25 protein-coding genes are annotated in these 25,184 nt (G+C 69.0%); 12 read left to right on the top strand and 13 right to left on the bottom strand.

The features are described from left to right. Positions 1–567: a phosphoribosyltransferase family protein gene (locus tag PcP3B5_RS16350; RefSeq protein WP_009622377.1), complete on the bottom strand. Its 567-nt coding sequence runs from the start codon at positions 565–567 to the stop codon at positions 1–3. 190 nt (positions 568–757) lie between these two features. On the opposite strand from PcP3B5_RS16350, the gene PcP3B5_RS16345 reads away from it, so the two are divergent. Further along, a complete protein-coding gene (locus PcP3B5_RS16345; protein ID WP_061561873.1) occupies positions 758–1,666 on the top strand; it encodes a universal stress protein in 909 nt (302 codons plus the stop codon). On the opposite strand, the gene PcP3B5_RS16340 is transcribed toward PcP3B5_RS16345, so the two are convergent. The 3 genes from PcP3B5_RS16340 to PcP3B5_RS16330 form a co-directional block, all read right to left on the bottom strand. Further along, positions 1,663–2,349 (bottom strand): type 1 glutamine amidotransferase domain-containing protein, encoded by a 687-nt coding sequence (locus PcP3B5_RS16340; RefSeq protein WP_061561872.1) that lies wholly within the window; start codon positions 2,347–2,349, stop codon positions 1,663–1,665. The genes PcP3B5_RS16345 and PcP3B5_RS16340 overlap by 4 nt on opposite strands. Before the next feature lie 195 nt (positions 2,350–2,544). After that, positions 2,545–3,309: a Fic/DOC family protein gene (locus tag PcP3B5_RS16335; protein ID WP_061561871.1), complete on the bottom strand. Its 765-nt coding sequence runs from the start codon at positions 3,307–3,309 to the stop codon at positions 2,545–2,547. After that, a complete protein-coding gene (locus PcP3B5_RS16330; RefSeq protein WP_061561870.1) occupies positions 3,306–3,569 on the bottom strand; it encodes a hypothetical protein in 264 nt (87 codons plus the stop codon). The genes PcP3B5_RS16335 and PcP3B5_RS16330 overlap by 4 nt, the downstream gene beginning before the upstream one ends. Before the next feature lie 125 nt (positions 3,570–3,694). Here PcP3B5_RS16330 and PcP3B5_RS16325 point away from each other — a divergent pair, with 125 nt between their 5' ends. From PcP3B5_RS16325 to PcP3B5_RS16290, 8 genes are all read left to right on the top strand, one after another. Continuing rightward, positions 3,695–4,012 (top strand): DUF2388 domain-containing protein, encoded by a 318-nt coding sequence (locus PcP3B5_RS16325; protein ID WP_070065532.1) that lies wholly within the window; start codon positions 3,695–3,697, stop codon positions 4,010–4,012. A gap of 121 nt (positions 4,013–4,133) precedes the next feature. Then, positions 4,134–4,649 (top strand): sigma-70 family RNA polymerase sigma factor, encoded by a 516-nt coding sequence (locus PcP3B5_RS16320; protein WP_043314529.1) that lies wholly within the window; start codon positions 4,134–4,136, stop codon positions 4,647–4,649. Further along, complete coding sequence (locus tag PcP3B5_RS16315; protein WP_061561869.1) at positions 4,646–5,620, top strand: FecR domain-containing protein; 975 nt, start codon at positions 4,646–4,648, stop codon at positions 5,618–5,620. Before PcP3B5_RS16320 ends, PcP3B5_RS16315 begins: the two co-directional genes overlap by 4 nt. A gap of 123 nt (positions 5,621–5,743) precedes the next feature. Further along, positions 5,744–8,188, top strand: coding sequence for a TonB-dependent siderophore receptor (locus PcP3B5_RS16310; RefSeq protein WP_061561868.1), 2,445 nt, complete (start codon positions 5,744–5,746; stop codon positions 8,186–8,188). A 618-nt stretch (positions 8,189–8,806) separates the two neighbouring features. Beyond that, positions 8,807–9,265 (top strand): HvfA family oxazolone/thioamide-modified RiPP metallophore, encoded by a 459-nt coding sequence (locus PcP3B5_RS16305; RefSeq protein ID WP_009622364.1) that lies wholly within the window; start codon positions 8,807–8,809, stop codon positions 9,263–9,265. Positions 9,266–9,326: 61 nt separating this feature from the next. Continuing rightward, positions 9,327–10,172, top strand: a complete 846-nt coding sequence (locus PcP3B5_RS16300; protein ID WP_061561867.1) for an HvfB family MNIO-type RiPP peptide maturase — start codon at positions 9,327–9,329, stop codon at positions 10,170–10,172. After that, entirely contained in the window at positions 10,165–10,956 is a 792-nt protein-coding gene (locus PcP3B5_RS16295; RefSeq protein ID WP_061561866.1) for an HvfC family RiPP maturation protein, read from the top strand. The genes PcP3B5_RS16300 and PcP3B5_RS16295 overlap by 8 nt, the downstream gene beginning before the upstream one ends. After that, a complete protein-coding gene (locus tag PcP3B5_RS16290; protein ID WP_061561865.1) occupies positions 10,953–11,378 on the top strand; it encodes an organic hydroperoxide resistance protein in 426 nt (141 codons plus the stop codon). The genes PcP3B5_RS16295 and PcP3B5_RS16290 overlap by 4 nt, the downstream gene beginning before the upstream one ends. 422 nt (positions 11,379–11,800) lie before the next feature. On the opposite strand, the gene PcP3B5_RS16285 is transcribed toward PcP3B5_RS16290, so the two are convergent. The 3 genes from PcP3B5_RS16285 to PcP3B5_RS16275 all read right to left on the bottom strand — a co-directional run bounded on the left by PcP3B5_RS16285 (position 11,801) and on the right by PcP3B5_RS16275 (position 14,437). Further along, positions 11,801–12,289: an HvfX family Cu-binding RiPP maturation protein gene (locus tag PcP3B5_RS16285; RefSeq protein ID WP_061561864.1), complete on the bottom strand. Its 489-nt coding sequence runs from the start codon at positions 12,287–12,289 to the stop codon at positions 11,801–11,803. 109 nt (positions 12,290–12,398) lie between these two features. Next, complete coding sequence (locus PcP3B5_RS16280; RefSeq protein ID WP_061563284.1) at positions 12,399–13,691, bottom strand: sensor histidine kinase; 1,293 nt, start codon at positions 13,689–13,691, stop codon at positions 12,399–12,401. 5 nt (positions 13,692–13,696) lie between these two features. Continuing rightward, a complete protein-coding gene (locus PcP3B5_RS16275) occupies positions 13,697–14,437 on the bottom strand; it encodes a response regulator (protein ID WP_009622351.1) in 741 nt (246 codons plus the stop codon). Positions 14,438–14,659: 222 nt separating this feature from the next. Between PcP3B5_RS16275 and PcP3B5_RS16270 the strand changes: the two genes are divergently transcribed. Together PcP3B5_RS16270 and PcP3B5_RS16265 are read left to right on the top strand one after the other, a co-directional pair. Further along, positions 14,660–14,914 (top strand): DUF2790 domain-containing protein, encoded by a 255-nt coding sequence (locus PcP3B5_RS16270; RefSeq protein WP_009622349.1) that lies wholly within the window; start codon positions 14,660–14,662, stop codon positions 14,912–14,914. A 61-nt stretch (positions 14,915–14,975) separates the two neighbouring features. After that, complete coding sequence (locus tag PcP3B5_RS16265) at positions 14,976–16,181, top strand: cytochrome c biogenesis protein DipZ (protein WP_061561863.1); 1,206 nt, start codon at positions 14,976–14,978, stop codon at positions 16,179–16,181. A 49-nt stretch (positions 16,182–16,230) separates the two neighbouring features. On the opposite strand, the gene PcP3B5_RS16260 is transcribed toward PcP3B5_RS16265, so the two are convergent. The 3 genes from PcP3B5_RS16260 to PcP3B5_RS16250 form a co-directional block, all read right to left on the bottom strand. Continuing rightward, positions 16,231–18,231: a peptidase U32 family protein gene (locus tag PcP3B5_RS16260; RefSeq protein WP_061561862.1), complete on the bottom strand. Its 2,001-nt coding sequence runs from the start codon at positions 18,229–18,231 to the stop codon at positions 16,231–16,233. Between the two features lie 126 nt (positions 18,232–18,357). Next, positions 18,358–18,738 (bottom strand): RidA family protein, encoded by a 381-nt coding sequence (locus PcP3B5_RS16255; protein WP_061561861.1) that lies wholly within the window; start codon positions 18,736–18,738, stop codon positions 18,358–18,360. Positions 18,739–18,978: 240 nt separating this feature from the next. Next, complete coding sequence (locus PcP3B5_RS16250; protein WP_061561860.1) at positions 18,979–19,743, bottom strand: AraC family transcriptional regulator; 765 nt, start codon at positions 19,741–19,743, stop codon at positions 18,979–18,981. Positions 19,744–19,878: 135 nt separating this feature from the next. Between PcP3B5_RS16250 and PcP3B5_RS16245 the strand changes: the two genes are divergently transcribed. Further along, on the top strand, positions 19,879–21,564 hold the full coding sequence (locus PcP3B5_RS16245) for a 2-isopropylmalate synthase (protein ID WP_061561859.1): 1,686 nt from the start codon (positions 19,879–19,881) through the stop codon (positions 21,562–21,564). A 337-nt stretch (positions 21,565–21,901) separates the two neighbouring features. On the opposite strand, the gene PcP3B5_RS16240 is transcribed toward PcP3B5_RS16245, so the two are convergent. From PcP3B5_RS16240 to potE, 3 genes are read right to left on the bottom strand one after another with little or no spacing between them, the layout of a single operon-like run. Continuing rightward, positions 21,902–22,141 carry a TetR family transcriptional regulator C-terminal domain-containing protein gene (locus PcP3B5_RS16240; protein ID WP_257724422.1) on the bottom strand — a complete coding sequence of 80 codons (240 nt, stop codon included), beginning with the start codon at positions 22,139–22,141 and terminating at the stop codon, positions 21,902–21,904. A 36-nt stretch (positions 22,142–22,177) separates the two neighbouring features. Continuing rightward, entirely contained in the window at positions 22,178–23,065 is an 888-nt protein-coding gene (locus PcP3B5_RS16235; RefSeq protein ID WP_061561857.1) for an amino acid ABC transporter substrate-binding protein, read from the bottom strand. Beyond that, positions 23,062–24,399 carry a putrescine-ornithine antiporter gene (gene potE, locus PcP3B5_RS16230; protein ID WP_043271668.1) on the bottom strand — a complete coding sequence of 446 codons (1,338 nt, stop codon included), beginning with the start codon at positions 24,397–24,399 and terminating at the stop codon, positions 23,062–23,064. Before potE ends, PcP3B5_RS16235 begins: the two co-directional genes overlap by 4 nt. Positions 24,400–25,184: the final 785 nt, after the last annotated feature.

Genomic DNA, 25,184 nt, shown 5'->3' with positions numbered 1-25,184 from the left:
TCAGGTGCAGCGCCGGCCGTGGCGTAGCACGTCGATGCGCAGCTCCGGCTCGTAGGGCGGCACGTTGCATTCGACGATGTCGTCCGGCGCCACCTGCAGGCGCAGCCCCACCACGTCGGCGTGCACCGGTTGGCGGCTCACGCAGCGGTCCACCAGCACGCCGGCCAGCACGTGCCGCGCTCCGAGCTGGGCCAGGTAGGCGCAGGCGCGCAGCAGCGAGTGGCCTTCGTAGAGCACGTCGTCCACCACCAGCAGCGTGGTGCGGCTGAGGTCCATGCCGGCCAGTTGCGGGTTCTCCGTCAGCTCCGTCTCGGGGTGCAGCAGGCTCAGGTCGTCGGCGTAGCGCTTCACCTTCAGGGCGTGGACGGGCAGGGGCGGGTGGCCGCATTGCACCAGGTGTTCCTGCAGCCGGTGCGCCAGGGGTTCGCCACGCCGGACTATGCCGACCAGCGCGCTTTCGCCCGGGGGCAGCAGCGGGGCGGCCTTTTGCGCCATGGCCTGGAGCACGGCATCCAGCTCCCGGGCGTCGTACAGGGTCAGGCGTTGCGGAGCGTTCGGGGTCGCCATGGTGGGCCTCCAGGCCGTTGCCGGGCATGGCTTTCACCATCGCGCGTCGGGCGAGGGGCGAATTTGATCCAACGCAAATCCGGCGCAGGCCAGGGGGCTGAAACTCGTCCGTAGTTCCCCCATCGAGCCCGATGCGGGCCCCTGCCTTCCGGCGCGCTGGCGGCGTGGCCGGATACCCACGAGGTGCGCTATGAGCCAGCCACGCAAGCTCCTGTTCCTGACCCACCCCGAGCAGCACGATTCCCCCGGCCTGCAGCGCGCGCTGGCCCTGGCATCGGCCTGCAATGCGGCCTTGCACGTGCTCGTCTACGTGGGGCCCTTCGCGACCTTCCTGCTGGACCGCAAGGTCATGGAGCAGGCCCGCGAAAGCCTGGTGCAGGCGCAGCGTAAAATCTGGGAAGGCGAATGCGCGGCCCTGCGCGGGCGGGGGCTGGAGGTCACCGCCTCGGTAGTGGCGGCGGACAACCTGCGCGAGGAGATGCTCCAGGACATCCGCGAGTTGCAGCCTGACATGGTGATCAAGGACGTGCGGCACGAATCGGCGCTCAAGCGTTCCTTCGTCACCCCGCTGGACTGGCACCTGCTGCGGGAGTGCCCGGCGCCCCTGCTGCTGGTCAACGACATCCGCCAGCCGATGCCGCGCAAGATAGTCGCCGCGGTGGACCCGTCCGACCCGCAGACCCAGCTCAGCGACATCAACGACAGGATCATCGCGGCCGCCAACGGCCTGGCCCTGCAATGCGACGCGGAGCTGCACCTGCTGTTCGTCTACGACTGCATGCCGGCCTACATGGCCAATGGCGGCGAGGGTGGCGTGGCCTGGGTCGACCTGGTCGAGGAGATGCGCGGCGCGCTGCACAAGCCCTTCGTCGCCCTGGCGGACAAGTACGGCGTGCCCGAGGAGCGCCGCCACTTCCTGATGGGCACGGCGGTGCGCGGCATCGCCAACTTCGTCCAGCAGAACGCCATCGACGTGACCGTGATGGGCCGCATCCACCGCAGGGCCGTGGACAGGCTGATCGGCAGCACCACCGAGCACCTGATCGAGCATGTGCAGGGCAGCGTGCTGGCGCTGCAGCCGGGCGAGCAGGGCGCCTAGCGCAGCAGTTCGGCCACCCGCAGCGCCGTGGCTTTCGCCGACTGCGGGTTCTGGCCGGTCACCAGGCGGCCATCCACCACCACCTTGGGCACGAACGGCAGCAGGGCCTTCTCGTAGTGCGCGCCGCGCCGCTTCATTTGCTCTTCGGCGTTGTAGGGCATCTTCTTCGCGACGCCGGCGAGGATTTCCTCGCGCCAGGAGAAACCGGTGAGCCTGCGCCCCGCCACCAGCAGGCTGCCGTCCGACAGCGTTGTGTTCAGCAGGCCGCAGTAGCCGTGGCAGACCGACGCGACTATGCCCCCGCGTTCGTAGATGGTGCGGGTGAGGCGCTGCAGGCCGGCGTCGTCCGGGAAGTCCCACATCACCGCGTGCCCGCCGGTGAAGTAGATGGCATCGAAGTCCGCCGGGTCGATGTCCCCGGGCTTGGCGGTGTTGGCGAGCAGCGCCCGGTGGGCGTCGTCGGCCAGCCAGGCCTTGGCCGAGGCATCCCGGTTCGGCCATTTGAGCGAGCGCGGCTCCAGCGGCGTGACGCCGCCCTTGGGGCTGACGATCCGCTGCACGTAGCCCTTGGCGGCGAACAGGTCGTAGGCGTGGGTCAGCTCCGACAGCCACAGACCGGTGGGGTCGGCCGGGTCGGCGTAGTGCGCGACGTTGCTGACGACGTGGAGAATGCGCTTGCTCATTTGCCCTTCCTTCCCGGAGGTTGACCTTGCCGGCCTGTATCGGCGGCGTGGGGGAACTCTAAGCTTGAATATAACTTTAAGGTCAAGGGTTCTGGGGATGGGAGATGAAGGGGGAGGTGTTCTATCGGGGGCGTGTTTCGGTTGCCGGCGGCTTCCGGTGCCTGGTGACCGGCAAGGCCTGTATCCGGTGTGCGATCAGTCCTCAGGCTCCGGCGGTTCCGGGGCATCTCGATAGCGGGCCTGGTAGCTTTTGTAGAGCTGCTGGATTTCCGGGTCGTCCAGGCTCTGGTACCTGATGTCTTCCTTGTCGAGTCCATCGAGGCCGCGAATGCCGCCGACGATCCCCGGCCACTCGTCACGGCTGGCTATGTCGACCACGAAAGGCTTCAGGTAGTTGTCGAGGTGCCCTTTGAAGGGCTCCCGAATCTCCTCGCCAAGCGCCCGCAAGTAGTCGTCCTTGCCCGTACCGGACCAGTCGATCGCGAACCCGGCCCGGTAGCAGAGTTCCATGAATACGAGCAGGATGGTGCGCCCGTTGCCGTCGAGGAAGGGGTGTGCGAATGCCAACTGGCCCATGACTTCGCCCGGCTTTTGCCTGAACCTCTTCTTGTCTGCCGAGAGCTTGAGCGCATAGTCGACGGACATCCTGATGAAGGCCGGGCGTTCGAAGACGGTGCTGCGCGGGTCATCGTGCGCGCCTTTGAAGACCGCCAGGTGCGGAACGAGCTTGTTTCGATCCTGGCCGGCCCACGGATAGAAACCGCCAAAGAGTATCTTGTGAACCTCGAGGACGGCCCCGTAGTCGATCGGCTTCTTCTGGGCCAGATATGAAAAGGCCTCTTCGATACTCAGTTCGAAGATGAAGTGCTCGGACTCCTTGACTTCGACTGGATCCTTGAGGCCTTGAAGATTCCGCAGGTAGCCGGCGGTTTCGAAATCGCCGAAAGGGTCGAAACTCATGCACTGAGTCTCTTTTTCGAGCCCCTCTTTTCCTGGAGGTATCGCCCTTGGAGGGCAAGCGTTTCCGTCTTGCTCAGAACGCCTTTCTTCTTCAGGTTGACGAGCAGCCGCTCAACGCTATCGAGTTCGACCACATCACCGGCAAGGCGGGTGATGGTCTCCGCCATGCGGCTCATTTCGTCGCGCTCTGCGGTGACCTTGTGAGCCTTGGCGAGCTTGCGGACTTGACTGGCGACGCTGGCAGCGGCGGTTTTACTCATAAGGGCCTCCATCTATCCGCGCAGCATAGCATCAAAGCCTGCTCATCCCGTGCCCATGTCCGCTATGGCCACCAGCGCCAGGGCAGGGTAAAAGAGCGGGTTCATTGCCGCAGGATGCCCATGCCTTGAAACACGCAAGCCCATTGCTGATCGCCACGCTCCTGGCCGCCGCCGGCCAGGCGGGGGCCATGGACGGGAAAGGCAACTCGTCCGACCACTTCACCGTCGCCACCAGCCTGGGCAGCGCGGCGCTCAGCGAGTCCACCAGCCAGCCGCTGCGGACCTACCGGGCCGCCCGCGACGATGCCCTGGCGTACATCGCCTCCGACGGGCGCATCCATGGCGCGCAGCTGGAGCAGGCGCTGCGCTTCTACCGGCAGGCGCATCCGCAGTCCGGCCTGAGCGACATGCAACTGGCCCGGGCCATCGCCAGCCTGGGCTGAGCCCTGCTCGCCGGGGCGCGGGGCCGGCGAGGTCCGCATTGTGGAAATGCACGGCATTGAAATAAAATGAGACGCTTTCTCATTTTCACTCTTTTGGCGTTCCCGCCAAGGATGCCCGCGCATGTTTTCCGCTTCGTCCCACGCTTCGCCGGTCGTCGCGCTGGAGCGCCTGTATGGCGACCACCACGGCTGGCTGTTCGGCTGGCTGCGCCAGCGCCTGGGCAATGCCCCGGACGCGGCGGACATCGCCCATGACACCTACCTGCGCATCCTCAGCTCCGGGCGCACGCCGCCGCTGGCCGATTCGCGGCGCTACCTGGTGCAGGTGGCCAAGGGCCTGGTCATCGACCTGTGGCGCCGCCAGGACGTGGAGCGGGCCTACCGCGAGGCCATCGCGCACCTGCCCGAGGCGCAGGTGCCGGCGCCGGAAACCCACTGGCTGATCGTCGAGTCGCTGCTGCGCATCGACGCGATGCTGGACGGCCTGCCGCGCCAGACGCGCGAGGTGTTCCTGCTGGCGCAATTCCACGAGCTCACCCTGCAGCAGATCGCCGAGCGCACCGGCATGGCGCTGATCACCGTGCGCCGGCACATCCACAAGGCGCTGGTGGCCTGCATGACGGCCTGCGAGCCATGAGCCGCGGGGAGGCCCGCGCCGCGCCGGCGGCCAGGCTGCTGGAGGAGGCCGCCGAGTGGGTCATGACGCTGCGCTTCGACGCCCCCGGCGAGGCGCAGTGGCAGGCCTTCGAGCGCTGGCGCGGGCAGAGCGACGCGCATCGCGAGGCCTGGGCGCGCGCCGAGCGGGTGTTCGGCACCTTCGACGCGGTGCCCACGGAGCTGGGCCGCCAGGCGCTGCATGGCCTGGAAGGGCTCAAGGGCCTGAGCCGCCGCCGCGCGCTACGCCTGCTGAGCGCGCTGCTGATGGCCGCGCCGGCGGGCTGGCTGGTGGCGCGCAGCGCCCCCTGGGACAGCTGGATGGCCGACGCCAGCACCGCCACCGGCGAGCGCAAGGCGCTGACGCTGGCCGATGGCAGCCGGGTGGTGCTCAACACCGTGTCGGCGCTGGATGTCCACTTCGACTCTACGGCGCGCCGCCTGCGCCTGCGCACCGGCGAGGTGCTGGTGACCACCCATGCCGACCCGCTGGCGCCGCGGCGGCCGTTCCTGGTCGCTGCGCAGCAGGGCGTGGTCGAGGCGCTGGGCACGCGCTTCAGCGTGCGCCAGCTGGGCGAGCAGTGCCAGGTGGCGGTGTTCGAGCACCAGGTGGAGATTCGCCCGCGCGCCGGTGCTGCGGTGCGCCTTTCCGCCGGCCAACAGGCCTGGTTCGACGCGCGCGGTGTGTTGCGCAGCGCCCCGGTGGACGACAGCGCCGCGCTTTGGGAGCAGGGCATGCTGGTGGCCCGCGACCAGCCGCTGGCGGAGGTGCTGGCGGAACTGGCGCGCTACCGCCACGGCCTGTTGCGCTGCGACCCCGAGGTGGCCGGGCTGCGCGTTTCCGGCGCGCTGTCGGTGGCGGACACGGACCAGGCGCTGAACGCCCTGGAGCTGACGCTGCCGGTACAGGTGTCGCGCCTGAGCCGCTACTGGGTGACGGTTTCGGCCCGCTAGCGAAAAAATTTCGCGCCCCCCCCTGAGCACTTTTTCCATCTCGTCCGGGATAGAGGGTGAACACGCCTCATGGGGAGGGGTGGGCAGCCCGCGCGAGGCGCGGCTTGAAGGATGGCAAAGCACATGGCTTCGAAGCACCGACGGCATTCCGGCACTCGTCGATTCACCCACCTGGCCCTGGCGGCGACGATCCATGGCGTGGCCCTGGGCTGCGTCGGGCTGGCCCTGGCCCCGTCCGTGGCCATGGCCGCCGAGGCCGCGCGCGACTATGCCATCGGCGCCGGCGCCCTGAGCGACGTGCTGGCCCGCTTCGCCGCCAGTGCCGGCGTGCAGCTGGTGTTCGACCCGGCCAGGCTCGCCGGGCGCAACAGCCCGGGCCTGAAGGGCCGCTACACGCTCGAGCAGGGCTTCCAGCAACTGCTGCGCGGCAGCGGCCTGCAACTGGTGCAGCGCGGCGCGGGCATCTACGCCCTGCAGGACGCCGGCACAGCCCTGCAGATGCCGGCCGAAACCGTGGTCGGCAAGGGCGGCGACACCCTGGCCATGTCCGCGACCGTGATCCAGGCGAACGCCAACGGCGCCGGCACCCCCACCGGCTACCAGCAACTGAGCGACAGTAGCACCACGCGCCTGGGCCTGACGCCGCGGGAAACGCCCCAGGGCGTCACCACGCTGTCGCGCCAGCAGCTGGACGACTTCAACATGAACAGCGTGAAGGACGCGCTGCGCAGCGCGCCCTCGGTGACGGTGGAGCAGTACGAGACCGACCGCACCAACTTCACCTCGCGCGGCTTCGACATCAACAACTTCGAGTACGACGGCATCGGCTCGCCGTTCAGCGCCGGCCTGCTCAGCGGCGACCTGGACCTGGCCGAGTACGAGCAGGTGGACATCCTGCACGGCGCCAATGGCCTGATGAGCGGCACCGGCAACCCCTCGGCCACCGTCAACTTCATCCGCAAGCGCCCGACCTACACGCCGCAGGCGCAGGTGAAGCTGTCGGTGGGCTCCTGGGGCACCCGCCGCGTCGACCTCGACGCCTCCGGCCCGCTGACCGACTCGGGCAAGGTGCGCGGCCGCTTCATCTACGCCAACGAGACCGGCAATTCCTACCTGGACCGTTATTCCCACGAGAAGAACGTGCTCAGCGGCATGCTGGCCTTCGACCTCTCCGAGGCGGACACCCTGACGGTCGGCTTCTCCGACAACAAGAGCAACTCCAACGGCAGCAGCTGGGGCGCGCTGCCGCTGACCGACCAGGCCGGCAACCTGATCCACTACAGCCGCCGCGGCGCCAACATCGGCCAGGACTGGACCTACTGGGACGTGCACACCCAGCGCGCCTTCGTCGAGCTGGCCCACGACTTCGGCGGCGGCTGGGAGGGCAAGCTAAACGTCACCGGCGTGGACCAGAGCCAGCAGGCGGACATGTACTACCTGATGGCCAACGACGCCGACACGCCCTGGCTGGCCGACCCCAGCCACAGCCATTCCGGCGAGAAGCAGCTGCTGGGCGAGGCCCAGCTGAGCGGCCCGTTCAGCCTCGGCGGGCGCCAGCACGAGCTGACCCTGGGCGTGGACTACGGCCGCTCGCGGCACAGCGACCGCGGCTACTACAACAACGAAGACGAGTTCATGGACGCCGACCTGGGCCAGACCCTCAGCGGCGCGGTGCCCAGGCCGAGCCTGACCTACACCAACGACACCATCGAGATGGCGCGCTTCACCGACCGGCAGAAGAGCGTCTACGCCGGCACGCGGCTGAACCTCACCGACCAGCTGCACTGGATTCTCGGCGCGCGCATGCTCAGCGTCGACAGCGACGGCACCGACTACGGCAGCGCCCGCGACGTGCGCATCCACGGCGAGGTGACGCCCTACACCGGCGTGGTCTACGACCTCGACGAGCAGTATTCGCTGTACGCCAGCTACACCAAGATCTTCAACCCGCAGTACGTGATGGACGCCCAGGGCAAGGTGCTCGACCCGCTGGAGGGCAAGAGCTACGAGGCCGGCATCAAGGGCAGCCTGCTAGACGACCAGTTGAGCGTGTCGGCCGCGCTGTTCAAGACCGACCAGCGCAACGTCGCCGAGGCCACCGACCAGAGCCTGCCCGGCGGCGAGACCATCTACAACGGCGAGGACTTCAAGAGCCGCGGTGCGGAGCTGGAAGCCAGCGGCCAACTGGCCCCCGGCCTGCAGTTGCAGGGCGGCTACACCTACGTGCACATCGAGGACCCGGACGGCCACAAGGCGCGCCAGTACGTACCCCGGCACAGCCTGCGCAGCAGCCTGACCTACCAGCTGCCCGGCCTGCCCCAGGCCAAGGTCGGCACCCGGGTGAGCTGGCAGAGCGCGATCCAGCTCGACGACGACAGCCGTGTGCGGCAGAACGCCTATGCGCTGGTGGATTTGATGGGGAGCTATGACATCGACAAGCACTGGAGTGCGTCGTTGAACCTGAACAACCTGACCAATCGCAAGTACCTGATGAGCTTGTATAGCGGTGGGTCCGGTTTCTATGGGCCGTCGCGCAATGTGACGGCTTCGGTGAGTTACAACTTCTGAGGTTGGGGTTTTGTGGGGGAGGGGGCTTGAACTGGGCCTGACGGTGGCGCGGCCTGGCCCCCGCTCCCTCCGGGAGAGGGCTGGGGTGAGGGGCCCGGCGCCGTCGTAGGATGGCGTTGAGCGAAGCGATACCCATCACCAGCACCGCATGGGTTTCGCAAGCTCAACCCATCCTACGAAAAGCACCTCGGCACGGAGTCGTAGGGCGGATAACCACGAACGGTTATGCCTGAAATAGCCATGCCATTCCCCTGTAGGAGCGCGCCCTGCGCGCGAATCGCGGGCAGGGCCCGCTACAGGTCGACGCCAAACCTCCCCACCCACGCCGAACGGCCCCCTCTCCCTCCGGGAGAGGGCTGGGGTGAGGGGCTCTTGACTCCCACATCGCCAGCCACACACCACGCCCTCCGCTGTATCCCAATGTATCCAACCCACCCCTCCGCAAGGCACGCATACAAACCCAACCCCCCTCCGATACGCCACCGATACATGGCGCGGGCCAAATGGCCACACCCGGACGCGACACCCGGCGGGCTCGGAAAACCAGCCCCTCGCGCATCCCGGTTCGACCAAGCCCCTTGAGCCGCGCACCACGCGCCCAGCATCGGAGAACCACCCATGTCCCGTAACCCGATCCAGACCAAGACCCGCATCGGCCTGCTCGCCATCGCCCTGGTGGGCGGCGCCAACCTGGCCACCTCGGCCTTCGCCGTCGAGGCGCTGCCCCAGGGCTACCAGCTCGCCGCCGCCGACAAGGCCGGGGAGGGCAAGTGTGGCGAAGGCAAGTGCGGCGCCAGCAAGGCCAAGGTCACCCAGGCCGAAGGCAAGTGCGGGGAGGGCAAGTGCGGCGACGCTTCCTTCACGCGCACCGACAGCGACCACGACGGCAAGGTCTCGCGCGATGAGTTCCTGGCCGTGGCCAGGGACCGCGCCGGCGACTTCGACAGGATCGACGCCGACCACGATGGCTTCATCTCCGAAGCCGAGGCCTACCAGCACCTGAAGAACGTCTTCGAATCCAACGGCAAGCCAATGCCGGCCGGGCTGTTCGCCAGGTTCCAGGGCGACCGCCACTAAGCCGGACGCGCCACCCAGCCCTCCCTGCCGGGAGGGCGTTCCCCCTCCGCGGAGCCTTGCCATGAATGCCCATTCCCTATTGCGCGGGGCTGGCCTCGGCCTGCGTCGCTCGCTGCTGCCCGAGCTGCTGGCGGTGCCCGCCACCGCCGTGGACTTCCTCGAATGCGCGCCGGACAACTGGATCGGCGTCGGCGGTGCCTACGGCGACGGCCTGGCGCAGCTCGCCGAACGCTTCCCGCTGGCCTGCCACGGCCTGTCGCTGTCCCTCGGCGGCCCCGGACCGCTGGACCTGGAGCTGCTGCGGCGCACCCGGCAGTTTCTCGACCGCCACCGCGTCGGCCTGTTCAGCGAGCACCTGAGCTACTGCGCCGACGACGGCCAGCTCTACGACCTGCTGCCGCTGCCCTTCACCGACGAGGCGGTGCGCCACGTCGCCGAGCGCATCCGCCAGGTCCAGGACGTGCTGGGGCGGCGCATCGCGGTGGAGAACATTTCCTACTACGCCGCGCCCTACCAGGCGCTGAGCGAGATCGAGTTCCTGCGGGCCGTGCTGGCGGAAGCCGACTGCGACCTGCTGCTGGACGTCAACAACCTGGTGGTCAACGCCTGCAACCACGGCTACGACGCCGCCGCCTTCCTTGCCCAGGTGCCCGCCGAGCGGGTGGCCTGCATCCATGTGGCGGGGCACTACGACGAGGCGCCGGACCTGAAGATCGACACCCACGGCGCCAGCGTGCAACAGCCGGTGTGGAACCTGCTGGCGCAGGCCTATGCCCACTGCGGCCTGGTGCCGACGCTGCTGGAGCGTGACTTCAACCTCCCGCCGCTGGCCGAGCTGCTGGCGGAAGTGGAGCACATCCGCACCCTGCAAGGCGCCGCCGCACCGCGGGAGGTACGCCATGGCTGACACCCTGCGCGAGCAGCAACTGCAACTGGCCCGGTACATCCGCGACCCGCAGCGCAACGCGCCACCGCCGGGCATCGAGGCGCGGCGCCTGGCGGTGTACCGCCAGCTGTTCCTGGGCAACGTGCAGTCGCTGCTGGCCGGCAGCTTCCCGGTGCTGCGCGCCAGCCTGGCCGAGGCCCACTGGCAGGCGCTGACGGAAGCCTTCTATGCCGACTACCGCTGCCAGACGCCGCTGTTCACCGAGTTGGCCGGCGAGTTCGTCGCCTTCCTCGAACAGGGCGGGATAGACGCGCCAGCCTGGGCCGCCGAGCTGGCGCACTACGAGTGGGTGGAGACCGCACTGTTGCTTAGCGACAGCCAGGAGCCGGCCCACGATCCGCAGGGCGACCTGCTGCACGGCGTGCCGCTGCTGTCGTCCCTGGCCTGGCCGCTGGCCTACGCCTGGCCGGTGAGCGAACTGGGCCCCGGCCACCTGCCCGAGCAGCCGCCGGAGCAGCCGACCCTGCTACTGGCCCGCCGCGGCGACGACCGGCAGGTGCATTTCGCCCGCCTGGCGCCGCTGGCCCATGCGCTGCTGGAGTCGCTGCGCGACCGCCAACTGAGCGGCCGCGAGCACCTGCTGGCGCTGGCCGAGGCCATCGGCGCCGACCCCGAACCCATCCTGCGGCAGGGCCTGGCCCTGCTGCGCAGCCTTCACGCACAAGGCGTGGTGCTCAGCACGCGCAACCTGTGCGCCACCCACCGCCGACAGCCTTCCCCAGCCCCCAAGGAGACACCGCGATGACCGACATCCTGGACAGCATCCTCTACACCGCCCACACCCGCACCACCGGCGGCCGCGACGGCCGCGGCAGCTCCAGCGACGGCGAGCTGGACGTGCGCCTGAGCCCACCCGGCTCCGGCCGCCCCGGCAGCAACCCCGAGCAGCTGTTCGGCGTGGGCTGGTCCGCCTGCTTCATCGGCGCCCTGCGCCGCGCCGGGCAGAAACTGGACATCCGCCTGCCGGCCGACGTGGCGGTGGCCGCCGACGTGACCCTGGGCACCACCGACAACGGCAGCGGCTTCGCCCTGGCGGCCAGGCTGACGGTGGAACTGCCGGGGCTGGCCGCCGGGGACAAGGCGAAGCTGGTGGAGACGGCGCACCAGATCTGCCCGTATTCCCGGGCTACCCGGGGGAATATCGAGGTGACTTTCGAGGTTCCGTGATGGGGTGAGGTGATGATTGGAAAGCCCGCGTGCCTGGTCAGGTGCGCGGGCTTTTTCGTTTTGGGGAGGCGAGGGCTTGGAGATTGCTGGTGAAGGGTGTTTACCGTTGGCGAGGGCTTTTCGGATCGCCTCCGTTCCCTCACCCCAGCCCTCTCCCAGGGGGAGAGGGGGCCGTCCTGAGTGGCCGGAGGATTCGGAGTCATCCTGATACGTCGCGGTTCGCGAGCAAGCTCACTCCTACGCCTTCTGGAAGCCCGCAGGGCAGCGGTAAAAGGACAGCGCCGAGCTTCCAAAGCGCACGGGACAGCCCCCTCTACCTTCAGGGAGAGGGTTGGGGAGAGGGCGTTCTTAAACCCAGCACCAACGACACCAGGAAAAAAAGAACCCGCCATGCGGCGGGTTCGTCAGTGCTGTGCGGCAGCCTACGCAAACCGCCGCCCCAACCACGCATCCAGGCTCAACCGCCCGGCCCCCTTGAGCAGCAGCGGCAGCAGCGCCACCAGGTAGATCAGCGGCAGCTTGTAGTTGCCGTAGCCGTTATCGCTGATCGAGTAGCCCATGGCCAGTTCGCCCAGGCTGGACCAGTGCGTAGGCCAGTGCACGGCGGCGATGGCCACCAGCGTCAGCACCATCAGCACCGCCGAGGCGAAGCGGGTGCCCAGGCCCAGCAGCAGGAGCGCCGGGGCTATCAGTTCGGCCCACAGGGAGATTTGCCAGTCCAGGCTCGCCGGCAGGCGGTCGAAGGGAAAGGGGAAGGCGTCGTGGATTTGTGCGAACCAGTTTTCGCCGTTCCACTTCTCCAGGCCGGATTCGAGGAATTCCCAGGCCAGGAACAGCCGCAGGGGGATGTCGGCGCCCCAGGCGCCGAGGCGGTCGAGGGGGCGCAGGGTGGTGGCGAGGGTGTTTTGCATGGCGATGTCTCCTTGGGCCGGGTGGTCGGCGGGTGGAGCCATGCTGGCAAGGCGGCTTGTCCCGGGTGTGTCCCGCCGGGGGCCGCCTTGTATCGGCTTGTACGCTCGCTCAGGCCGGGAGCGGCAGTTCCAGTTGCGCGCACAGGCCGCCGCCGTCGCGGTTGGCCAGGGTCAGGCGGCCGCCCAGGGCCTGGCTCAGCTGGTGGGCGATGGCCAGGCCCAGGCCGGTGCCGCCGGTGCTGCGGTTGCGCGAGCTTTCCACGCGGTAGAAGGGTTTGAGGACTTCCTCCAGTTCTTCCTCGGCGATGCCCGGGCCGCGGTCGAGTACGCGGATACACAGCTTGCCGTCTTCGCGGCCCACCTCCAGTTGCGCGGCGCCGGAGAACTTCACGGCGTTGTCCAGCAGGTTGCCCAGCACCCGGCGCAGGGCGTGGGGGCGGGTTTCCAGGGGCACGCCGGCGCGGCCTTGCAGGCTGACCTGCTGGCCGGCGTCCTGGTAGTCGAGCACCAGGCTGTCGAGGAAGGCGTCGAGGTCGACGCGGCGTTGCGCCTCGCTGGCGCCGTCCATGCTGCGGGCGTAGGCCACGCCTTCGCGGACCAGGTGCTGCATTTCTTCCAGGTCGCTCCACAGGCGTTCGCTTTCCGGCGACGGCTCCATCTGCTCGACGCGCAGTTTCATGCGCGTGATGGGCGTCTGCAGGTCGTGGGAGATGGCTGCCAGCAGCTGCATGCGCTCCTTCAGGTAGTCGCCGATGCGGCCTTGCAGGGCGTTGAAGGCGCGGGCGGCGTAGGCCACTTCGTTGGGGCCGTTCTCGTCCAGCGGCGCGGCCGGGGTGTCCGGGTCAAGGTGGTCGACGGCCTGGGCCAGGCGCGTCAGCGGGCGGATCGCGGTGCGCACCGCCAGCCAGGTGCAGACCAGCAGCACGGCCAGCTGCAGCACCAGCACCACCGGCAGCCAGCGCGCCACCGCCGCCACCCCGCGCGGGGTGACGTCTATGCTCAGCGGGCTGCCGTCGGCCAGGCGCAGGTGCGCCTGGAAGTGCGCGGCCGGGCCGGGGAGGGTTTCGAAGCGTAGGGCGTAGCGCGAGCCGATGGCGCTCTCGATGCTGCTCGCGGCCATGGGCGCCCGGGCCATGTCCATGGCCTGGCCGGGTTCGCCTTCGTCCAGGCGGTAGCGGTAGTTGGGGCGGTCGACCATGGGCAGCCATTGCTCGCGCTCGTTCGCCGGCAGGCGGTCGAGCAGGGCCACGGCGGTGCTCACGTCGCTTTCCAGGTTGCCGAGCATCATGCTCCGCGCGCTGACGTAGCGTTCGTAGAACTGCGAGCTGAAGGACAGGCCGTAGGCCAGCACCAGTCCGGTGAGGAAGATCAGCGCCAGGCGCGCTGCCAGGGTGCGGGGCATGGCGGTCACTCGGCGGGTTCGATGAGCTGCACCGGCAGCGAAAAGACGTAGCCTTCGTTGCGCACCGTCTTGATGCAGTCCGGCTCGCGGGCGTCGTCGCGCAGGCGCTGGCGCAGGCGGCTGACCAGCAGGTCGATGGAGCGGTCGAAGACGTCCGCCTCGCGGCCCTGGGTCAGGTTCAGCAACTGCTCGCGGCTGAGCACCCGCTGCGGGTGGTCGAGGAACACCCGCAGCAGGCGGTACTCGGCGCCGCTCAGGGCGACCAGGGTGCCTTCGGCATCCAGCAGGTGGCGCGCGCTGGTGTCCAGGCGCCAGGGGCCGAAGCCGATCAGCCGGCTGCTCTCGGTGATCGACAGGTTCGGCGGCAGCATGCGCGTGCGCCGCAGCACTGCGTTGATCCGCGCCAGCAGCTCGCGGGCGGAGAAGGGCTTGGTCAGGTAGTCGTCGGCGCCCATTTCCAGGCCGATGATGCGGTCGGTCTCGTCGTTGCGCGCGGTGAGCATCAGCACCGGGGTGGCCTTGTGCTTGCCCACGCGCAGCTCGCGGCACAGCTTCAGGCCGTCGTCGCCGGGCATCATGATGTCCAGCACTATCAGGTCCACCGCGTTGGCTTCGAGGAAGGCGCGCATCTGCCGGCCGTCCGCGGCCAGGCTGACGCGCAGGCCGCTCTTCTTCAGGTAGTTGCCGACCAGCTCGCGGATCTCGCGGTCGTCGTCGACGATCAGGACGTGATCGACATGTTCCATGGTGGTTCCCCAATCGGTGCGTTCGTTGGGGCAAGTGTATAGAGCAAGGCGGTGCATTCCCGCCAGGGTTTGTATACCAGTGTATCTATTCGCCGCGCCGATACCTGGGGCGGCATTCGCGGGCCGTGGCGGACACAGGCGGGATACCCGCGGCGGGTGAAATGGGCACCAAGCGGAAGGCACAAGGCCTCCGCGCCACGAACCCACACTGAGGACACCGCCATGAAAACCCTGACTCTTGCCGCCGCCCTGTTCGCCTTCGCCGCGCCCCTGGCCAGCTTCGCCGCCAGCGCCCCCGCGCCGGTGGAGCAATACCACTACGGCCAGCAGCTGGACGTGAAGAAGGTCCTGGCCCTGCACGAAGACCCCGGCAGCTGCCAGGTGGTGCAGGCGCGCATGGACTACCTGGACTCCAACGGCCAGCCCCACAGCCTGGCCTACCAGAAGTTCTCCAGCGACTGCAACGAAGGCGGTTGATGCACGCCGCCCCGGCCAGGGATGGCCCTGCCGCTCCAGCCCCCTTCAAAAGGAGATTCCCATGCTGATCGTCGCCTTTCTCGGCGGGGTGCTGACCCTGCTCAGCCCCTGCATCCTTCCCGTATTGCCGTTGTTGCTGCAGCGCGCCGGCGGCCCGGCCTGGTCGCCGCTGCTGACCCTGGCGGGCCTGGCCAGCGGCTTCGCCGTGCTGGCCAGCCTGGCGGCGGTGTCCAGCGCCTGGGTGGTGGAAGCCAGCGAGGTCGGCCGCTACCTGGCCCTGGGGCTGCTCGGGCTTTCCGCCCTGGCCTTGCTGTCGCCACGCTTCGGCACCTGGATTTCGCGGCCCTGGGCCTGGCTGGGCGACCGCCTGCACGGCCAGGCCCGCGGCCTGCCGCCGGCGCTGTCCGCCTGGCTGCTGGGCTTCGCCGCCGGCCTGCTGTGGGCGCCTTGCGCCGGGCCCATTCTCGGGCTGATCCTCTCCGGCGCCATGCTCCAGGGGCCCAATGCGTCCACCAGCCTGCTGCTGTTCGCCTATGGGCTGGGCAGCGCCGTCGCCTTGGGCGCCGCGCTGTTCCTCGGTCGCGGCCTGTACCAGCGCCTGCGTCCGTCGCTGGGTGCGCTGGAGTGGCTGCGTCGCGGGGCAGGGGCCTTGGCCTTGCTGGCGGTGGTGGTCATCGGCAGCGGCGCCAGCGCGCAGCTGGTGGGTTCCGGCGCCTCGCGCACCCTGGCCGTGCTGGAGCACAAAGTTCTGGATGGTGTGCCCAAGCTGCTCGACAAACTGATGCCCAGTGCCAGCGCCGCCGACCTGGCCGACCTGGGCGCCATGCCCAGCCTGGACGGCGCCGTGCAGTGGCTCAACAGCGCGCCGCTGGCCAGCGCGGACCTGCGCGGCAAGGTGGTGCTGGTGGACTTCTGGACCTACGACTGCATCAACTGCCAGCACACGCTGCCGTACGTCAACCAGTGGGCGAAGCGGTATGCCGACCAGGGCCTGGTGGTGATCGGCGTGCACACCCCGGAGTATCCCTACGAACGCATCCCGGCGAACGTGGCGAAGGCCGTGGCGCGCAACGACATCCACTACCCGGTGGCGCTGGACAACCAGTACCGCATCTGGAACGCCTTCGCCAACCAGTACTGGCCGGCGCACTACTTCATCGATGCCAAGGGCCACGTGCGCTACCAGCACGTGGGCGAAGGCGACTACCAGGGGCAGGAGGCGATCATCCGCCAACTCCTCAAGGAGCGCGGGCAGCCGGCGGGCTGAACAGCGGCGGGGCGGTCATGGGGCCGCCCCGCGCTGTCGTGTCGGCGCCTCAGTGCGGCGCGCGGCGGATGGTCTTGAGCAGGTCTTCCGGGCTGATCTGGCCGACGATCTGCTCCACGGCGCTGCCGGGCTGCGGCAGGTCGAGGATGTGGCCCTTCATCTTGCCGATCACGTGCATCTCGCAGGGCTTGCAGTCGAACTTCAGGGTCAGCACCTCGTCGCCGTGCACCAGTTGCATGGGCGCGACCTTGGTGCGCACGCCGGTGACGCCCTTGGCCTGCTTCGGGCACAGGTTGAAGGAGAAGCGCAGGCAGTGCTTGGTGATCATCACCGGCACCTCGCCGGCTTCCTCGTGGGCCTCGTAGGCCGCGTCGATCAGCTGCACGCCGTGGCGGTGGTAGAACTCGCGGGCCTTGTGGTTGTACACGTTGGCCAGGAACGACAGGTGCGCCTCGGGGTACACCGGCGGCGGGTTCGTCTCGGCCTTGCGGCTGCCGCGCGGGTGGGCGGCGACGCGGGCGGCGGTGAGCGCCTCGATGGCCTCGCGGCGCAGGGCCTTGAGCTGCGAGTTGGGGATGAAGAACGCCTGCGGCGCGTCCAGCTCGATACGCTCGGCGTGGTACTGGGTGGTGCCCAGCTGGCCGAGCAGGTCGTGCAGTTGCTCCAGGGCCTGCTCCGGCTTGTTGGCCGCGCCGAAGGGGCCGTCCAGGGCGACGCTGACGCTCACGCCTTCCTCGCTGGTGGCGGTCAGTTCCAGGCGTTCTTCGCGCAGGCGGGCCTGCCAGTCCAGGCCCACGCGGCGCTCGGCGGAGGTCTTGAGCAGGGCCTGCTGCCAGTTGTGGTCGAGGTTGCGCGACAGCGGGTGGTTGGGGCGCAGGCGGTACAGGCCCTCGGGCATTTCGTTGGGCTCGACGCGGTAGCGGTAGCGCTTCTCGCCGTCTTCCTCGAATTCACCCTTCGGCTCGGCGATGTTGGCGCGGAAGCCCACCACCTCGCGCTTGACCAGCACGTTGAGGCCGTCGCCGTTGGACAGCGGCTGCTCGGTGGCGACGATCAGGTCGCGCTTGCCGACCTTTTCCACCACACCCACCGGCAGGCCGGTGAAGGTCGGCGAGTCGAAGGCGCCGATGTCCACCTTGCGCTCGTTGACGAAGTAGTCGGTGCTGCCGCGGTGGAAGGTCTTGTCCGGGTCGGGCAGGAAGAAGTGCTCGGTGCGGCCGCTGGAGGCGCGGGCCAGGTCCGGGCGTTCGGCGAGGATGCCGTCCAGGCGCTGGCGGTAGTAGGCGGTGATGTTCTTCACGTAGCCCATGTCCTTGTAGCGCCCTTCGATCTTGAACGAGCGCACGCCGGCGTCGACCAGGGCGCTGAGGTTGGCGCTCTGGTTGTTGTCCTTCATCGACAGCAGGTGCTTCTCGAAGGCCACCACGCGGCCCTGGTCGTCCTTCAGTGTGTAGGGCAGGCGGCAGGCCTGGGAGCAGTCGCCGCGGTTGGCGCTGCGCCCGGTCTGCGCGTGGGAGATGTTGCACTGGCCGGAGAAGGCCACGCAGAGCGCGCCGTGGATGAAGAACTCGATGGCCGCGTCGGTTTCGTCGGCGATGGCGCGGATTTCTTTCAGGTTCAGCTCGCGGGCCAGCACCAGTTGGGAGAAGCCGGCCTGGTCGAGGAACTTCGCCCGGCCCAGGGTGCGGATGTCGGTCTGGGTGCTGGCGTGCAGCTCGATCGGCGGGATGTCCAGATCGAGCACGCCCAGGTCCTGCACGATCAGCGCGTCGACGCCGGCGTCGTAGAGCTGGTGGATCAGCGCGCGGGCCGGCTCCAGCTCGTCGTCGTGGAGGATGGTGTTGATGGTGACGAAGATGCGCGCGTGGTAGCGGTGGGCGAATTCCACCAGCCGGGCGATGTCGCTCACCTCGTTGCAGGCGTTGTGCCGGGCGCCGAAGCTCGGGCCGCCGATGTACACGGCATCGGCTCCATGCAGGATGGCCTCGCGGGCGATGCTCACATCGCGGGCAGGGCTGAGCAGTTCCAGATGGTTCTTGGGCAGGGACATGGTTTCTTCTTCATCAGGCGTGACACGGCAAGGCGCGCATTGTAGCGGCGAAACGCCGGCGCGGCACCCGTGCGCTGCCCGATGGCGGCGCCGTCCGGCGGGGTGCCGGGCGGCGTCGCGGCGGCATCAGGCCCTGGCGGCCAGCGCGGTGACTTCCACGCGCATGCCTTCCACGGCCAGGGCGGCCACGCCGACGGCGGCGCGCACCGGCCAGGGTTTGGCGAAGAAGCGCTGGTAGACCTCGTTGAAGGCGGCGCGGTCGGCCATGTCGGTGAGGTAGATGGTCAGGTGCAGCACGCGCTCCATGGAGCTGCCGGCGCGTTCCAGGGCGCTTTTCAGCGCGCGCAGGGTGCACTCGCTCTGCTCGACGATGCCGCCCAGCTCCAGGCTGCCGTCCTCGCGGGTGGGGATCTGGGTAGAGACCAGCAGGCCGCCGAAGCCGGCGACGTCGGAAGAGATCGAGTGCGGGTCGGCGTCGGGGAGGAAGCTGAGGTCGTTGTTAGCCATGGGGGCCTCTTTCTGCGGGTGGGACGAGGGGCGGCAGCTTACCCGCCGGGGCCGGTGGCGTCATCCGCGCGGGACCGCACATCGGACAACGCCGGGGCCGGGGCGTAGGGCGGATAACGCCTACGGCGTTATCCGCCGTTTGGCCTCGATTCCCGGCGGCTCCGGGGTTGACCTGGGCGTTAGCTGTGGCCTCGGCGTATCGGCGGATAACCGCGAACGGTTATGCGCCCTACGTCCAGGTCAGCGGTAGAAGGCCGAGGGCGCCACGCCGAACTGCCGGCGGAAGGCCGCGGCGAAGGCGCTCTGGCTGTCGTAGCCGTGCTGCAGCGCCACTTCCAGCACCGGCAGGCCCTGGGCCAGGGCTTCCAGGGAGAGCAGCAGGCGCGCCTGCTGGCGCCAGCGGCCGAAGGTGATGCCGGTGCTGCGCTGGAAGCGGCGGTGGAAGGTCTTCGGGCTCATCGCCAATTGCTCGGCCCAGTGCTCGGCGCTGCTGCCTTGCGCCGGGTTTTCCGCCAGGGCGCGGCAGACCCGGGCGATTCGCTCGTCGTCCGGCCAGGGTAGGTGGAAGGGCAGCACCGGCAGGCTGCGCAGTTCGTCGAGCAGGAAGCGCATCAGGCGGCCGTCGCGGCTGTCGCCTTCGTAGCGCCCGGGCACCTGGGTGGCGGCCTGGATGAGTTCGCGCAGCAGCGGCGACACGTCGATCACGCAGTCGCCCAGCGGCAGGCCGTCGATGGCGTCGGGGTTGACGAACAGGCTGCGCACCCGCGTCACGCCACGCATGCGCAGCGAGTGTTCGACGCCCGCCTGCAGCCAGACGCCGCGGGTCGGCGGCGTCACCCAGCGCCCGGCCGGGGTCTCCACCACCAGCACGCCCTCGATGGCGTAGATCAGCTGTGCGCGCGGGTGGCTGTGGGGCGGCACCACGTGGCCGCTGGGGTAGTCGATGGCGACGCCGGTGACCGGCATCTCCAGGGATTCGTAGGGCAGGCTGGCGTGGTCGACCATGGGGCGCGTCCGTTGCGGGGGAAGGGCGAGCTTAGCGCAGGATGACCCTTTCGCGACAACGATGGACCCTTTGGCGCGAGTTGGACGGCTGCGCCCCGCCTATGCTGGGCCCGAACACCCGTTCGAGGTCAGACCATGCAAGCGAACCCACAAACCAAGTACCGCCCGTTCCCTGCCATCGACCTGCCCAACCGCCGCTGGCCGTCGCAGACCATCGTCCAGGCCCCGGTGTGGCTGTCCACCGACCTGCGCGACGGCAACCAGGCGCTGTTCGAGCCCATGAACCGCGAGCGCAAGCTGCGCCTGTTCGCCGAGCTGGTGCGGCTGGGCTTCAAGGAGATCGAGGTGGGCTTCCCGGCCGCCTCGCGCACCGACTTCGAGATCATCCGCCAACTGATCGACGAAGGCGGCATTCCCGACGACGTCACGCCCATGGTGATGACCCAGCTGCGCGAGGACCTGATCGACGAGACCGTGCGCGCCGTGGCGGGCGCGCGGCGGGTGATCGTGCACCTGTACAACGCCATCGCCCCGGTGTGGCGGCGCGTGGTGTTCGGCCTGTCGGTGGACGAGGTGGAGCAACTGGTGGTGCGCCACGTGCAACTGCTGAAGGAAAAGGTGGCGGCGCACCCGCAGACCGAATGGGTGCTGCAGTACTCGCCGGAGACCTTCTGCATGGCCGAGCTGGAGGTGTCGCTGCGCATGTGCAATGCCGCCATCCGCACCTGGGACGCCGGTCCCGGAAGGCCGATCATCGTCAACCTGCCGACCACGGTGGAGGTGGCCACGCCCAACGTCTTCGCCGACCAGATCGAGTGGATGCACCAGCGCCTGGAGCGCCGCGAGCACGTGGTGCTGTCGGTGCACCCGCACAACGACCGCGGCACCGGCGTGGCCTGCGCCGAGCAGGCGCTGCTGGCCGGCGTGCAGCGGGTGGAGGGCTGCCTGTTCGGCAACGGCGAGCGCAGCGGCAACCTCGACCTGGTGACCCTGGCGCTGAACCTCTACACCCAGGGCATCCACCCGGGCCTGGACTTCAGTGACATCGCCGGCGTGGCGCGGGTGGCCGAGGCCTGCACGGGGCTGCCGATCCACCCGCGGCATCCCTACGTCGGCGACCTGGTGTTCACCGCCTTTTCCGGCTCGCACCAGGACGCCATCGCCAAGGGCTTCGCCGCCCAGGCCGCGGACGGCTTCTGGGAAGTACCCTACCTGCCGATCGACCCCCGGGACCTGGGGCGTACTTACGACAGCATCGTGCGGGTCAACAGCCAGTCGGGCAAGGGCGGCATCGCCTACCTGCTGCAGCGCGACCACGGCGTGGTGATGCCGAGGCGGATGCAGGTGGAGTTCAGCGCCATCGTGCAGCGCCAGGCCGACAGCAGCGAGACCGAGCTGAGCAGCGAGGCGCTGTGGCAACTGTTCGCCCGGACCTACCTGGCCCCGGCGCGGCCCGGCGGCTCCCTGGCCTACGTCGGCCACCGGCTGTTCGAGGCCGAGGGCGGGCAGGGCATAGTGCTGGAGGTGGAACTGGCCGACGGCCGCCGCCGCCAGTTGCAGGGCGTGGGCAACGGCCCGATCGACGCCGCCGTGGCGGCCCTGGGCCTGCCGATCCGCATCGACGCCTACGAGGAACGCAGCCTCGGCGGCGGCGCCGACGCCCAGGCCCTGGCGCTGGTGGAAGTGGCCTGGCCGGGCGAGGCGGGCACGCGCTTCGGCGCCGGTTGCCATGCCAACATCGTCAGCGCGTCGATTCAGGCTGTGCTTTGTGCGGTGTCGCGCTTTGCTGGGGGACGTGTAGTGCCTGGTGGCTTTTTGTAGGAGCGAGGGGGACGCCTAGTTCTTGCTCGCGAACGGACGGTACCGGTGACTTCGGCGTGTTCGGCTGACTCCGCTCCCTCTCCCTAACCCTCTCCCTGAAGGGAGAGGGGACCGTTGGGCAGGGCTCGGTATTCTGGAGTCAGCCGGCAGTCCCGGTGGTTTCCAGCTGAAACCATTCCTTCTCTCGGCACGGACAAAGCCCCCTCTCCCTTCAGGGAGAGGGCTGGGGAGAGGGCGCTCTTGCACCCAACACCGTAGCCACCGGCAAACCCCATTCGCGAGCAAGCTCGCTCCTACGAAGAGCGCCCCGGAGCGGCCTACGAAAGCCCGCCGCCCACTAAAGCGGAAAAGGCCGCAACCGCCCCCGCGCACCATCCACCGCAAGGGCACCCAGCAACAGCCGGCTCACGCTTTCAGCCACTGCCCGGTAGTCCGCCTCCGCCGGCCGGGCCTTGCCGGTGATCAGCGAGGCCTGCCAGCCGAAGTGGGTGTGCGCCTGGGTGGCCGACCAGAGGAACAGCAGCAGGTGCTGCGGGTCGGCCGTGGCGATCAGGCCGCGCTCCATCCAGCTGCGCAGGCAGGCGAGGCCTTGTCCCCTGGACCTTCCGCCGCCTCAGGGCAGGGTGTACAGGCGCAGCAGCATGCGTTGCTGTTCCGAGGGCCGGCCGAAGTAGCGGCTGTACAGCGCCTCGCCGCCGGGGCCGCGCAGGGTTTCGCTGATGGAGCGGTCCACCAGCAGGCGGAAGGCGTCGTCGTCGCGGGGCAGGGCCAGGGCGACGCGGGCCACTTCGAACAGGTGCTCGGAGACCTGCAGGCGGTTGCCTTCGGCCGAACGGGCCTGGTAGTTGAGCAGCGACAGGCGCTCGCCGAAGAAGGCGTCCACCTGGCGGCGCAGCACGCGCTCGACGCCTTCCTGGTAGCTGCCGACTTCCTCCAGGCGCGACTGCAGGCCCAGGGCGCGGGCCTGCTGCTGCGCCCATTGCAGGTTGGTGCTGCCGCGCAGCACGGCGAAGCTGCGCCGGTTCAGCCCCTGGTTGATGGTTGCCCGCCAGGTCGGGGTGCGTTCGCGCGGGGCGCCGCTGAGCGCGGCCAGCAGGGTGGGGTCGGCGTCGCGGCGCAGGATCACCCCGAGGCCGGCGGTGAACACCGGCAGCGAGAAGCTGACCAGCTCGCGGCGCTGCAGGGTTTCCACCAGCGGGCTGCAGAACAGGTCGACCTGGCCGCCGTGTACGGCTTCCAGGGCCTGCTCCAGGGGCAGCGGGCGGTAGCGGACCTGCAGGTCGCCCAGGCCCGGCTCGCTGTGCAGGCGGGCGACCAGCGCCTGGCAGAGGTCGATGGCGTAGCCGCTGGCCGTGCGCTCGTCGCCCTCGGAGAAAGGCGCGTTGTCGGCCAGAAAGCCCAGCGTCAGGGTATGGCTGGCCTGGATGCGCGCCAGGGTGTCGGCCTGGGCGGCGGGCACCAGCAACAGCAGCGCGAGCAGGGGAGCGAGCAGGCGGTTCATGGCGACTCTGGCGGCGCGGCGAGGCGCTCGTAGGCCTTGACGAAGCGCTTGGCGATGAAGCCGAACAGCAGGTAGCCGACCACCATCACCAGGGCCGCGCCGAACACCGCTTCCAGCCCCGAGGCATAGAGCGCGTAGAAGCAGTAGCAGGCGGCGACCAGCATCACGGCGGTGTTGCGGCGCACCAGCTCCAGGCCGACGCCGGCCTTGTAGAGGATCACCACCAGCCCGGTCAGCGAGGTGATGTAGGGGATGATGTTGGTGACCGCCGCCAGGTTCACCAGCTTGTTGAACTGCGCGGTGGCGTTGGGCGAGATGGTCGACAGGGCGATCAGGCTCTGCAGCACCGCGCAGGTGACCAGCCCGGCCAGGGGCGCGCCGGCGTTGGTGACGCGGGTGAACAGCTGCGGGAACAGGCCCTGAGCGGCGGTGACCTTGGCCGTCTCGGCCAGGGTGAACTGCCAGCCCAGCAGCGAGCCGACGCAGGCCATCACCGCCAGGGCCATGACCAGGTTGCCCACCCCGTCGTTGAACAGGCGCGCATAGGCCAGGGCGAAGGGCGCGCTGGAGTTGGCCAGCTCGGGGTTGGGCACCAGGCCCTGGATCACGGTGGTGGACAGCACGTACACCACCGCCGCGCCCAGGGTGCCCAGCAGGCAGGCCAGCGGCACGTTGCGCTTGGGGTTGTCCACCGCGTCGGAGTTCTGCGCCGCCGACTCCATGCCGAGGAAGGCCCAGAGCGTCAGCGGGATGCTGTCGGTGATCGCCTGGCCGACCGGCAGGTCGTTGGGGTTCCAGGCGGCGGCGAAGACCTCGGGGCGGAACCAGAACCAGCCGAAGAAGCCCAGCCCGGCCACCGGGATGATCACCCCCCAGACGGTGACCGAGCCCAGCCGCCCGGTGATCCGCGGGCCGCCGAAGTTGGCCAGGGTGGTCAGCCAGATCAGCCCCAGGGTCCCGAGGAGCAGGGGCACCGAGCCGCTGCCCAGCCAGGGGAAGAAGGGCGTCAGGTAGCCCACCGCGGAAAGGCTGATGGCGACGTTGCTGATCACCAGGGACAGGAAATACAGGTACGAGCAGAGGAAGAACGCCGACTTGCCATGGGCCTCCTCGCTGTAGGCGGACATGCCGCCGGAGCGCGGGCAGTAGATGCCGCACTGGGCGAAGCAGTAGGCGATGGCCATGGAGCCCACGGCGGTGAACACCCACGACAGCAGCGAGACCGCGCCCAGCTGGGCCATGCTGGAGGGCAGCATGATGATCCCCGAGCCCATCATGTTGACCATCACCAGGGTGGTCAGCCCGGTGAGGCCCATCTTCCTGGTCGTGGCCATGCAGGCCTCCTGGGGCTGTAAGCGAAGCGGCGGAATGCTCAAAGAATAGGCACGGCCTGGCGGGGCGGCCATCGAGTGGCGGGGTGTTTTTCAGGAATGGGATTGGGGTGGCATTTGCGGGGGAGCGGAGTACAGGTTGGCAGCGGAGTGGCGGTGCAGTCCGTTACCCTCACCCCAGCCCTCTCCCGGAGGGAGAGGGGGCCGTTCGTGCCGCCGGGGCGTCCGGCGTGGCCGGTGAATCCAATCGCGGACAAGGTCCGCTCCTACGCCCGTGCTTCCTGGAACCGTAGGAGCAACTGTCTTTTGCCGAGGTGCTCATGCGGTCACGGCGATGGGTATCGCTTCGCTCAACGCCATCCTACGAAAAGCTGTGCTTCCTGTAACCGTAGGAGCGGACCTTGTCCGCGATTTGGATTTCCAGAGAAATAGCCGAGCGCACCGGAGCGCCCCTTCAGCAGGCCGAGCGAAACCGGCGCTCAGGAGGTCATGCGACATGGATGTCGCGAGAGCCCCGATGGGCTACAGGGACGTACCCTCGGGGCGGGCCTCCGTGGCGGGGGAGTTCGTGAGGGTAGCCCGACTGTGTCGGGCCCGTATGTCGGGGCAAGCCTTTTTGGTTCCTTTTGTGGCGACTGACAAAAGGGACTCGCCCGAGGGGGCGAAACAAGACGGTCGGGCAGACTCGGAGCGGCGCGCTACACCAAGCCCCCAAGCCACTGGCTTCCGCGTTCGCGGGAATGACGAGGGAAGGTCAGGAACGCGGGGCCAAGGTTCAGGATGCAAAC

This window comes from Pseudomonas citronellolis (assembly GCF_001586155.1).
Taxonomy (GTDB): Bacteria; Pseudomonadota; Gammaproteobacteria; order Pseudomonadales; family Pseudomonadaceae; genus Pseudomonas; species Pseudomonas citronellolis.
Note: the sequence above shows the minus strand (reverse complement) of the source record. Positions and strands in the feature narration are given on the sequence as shown.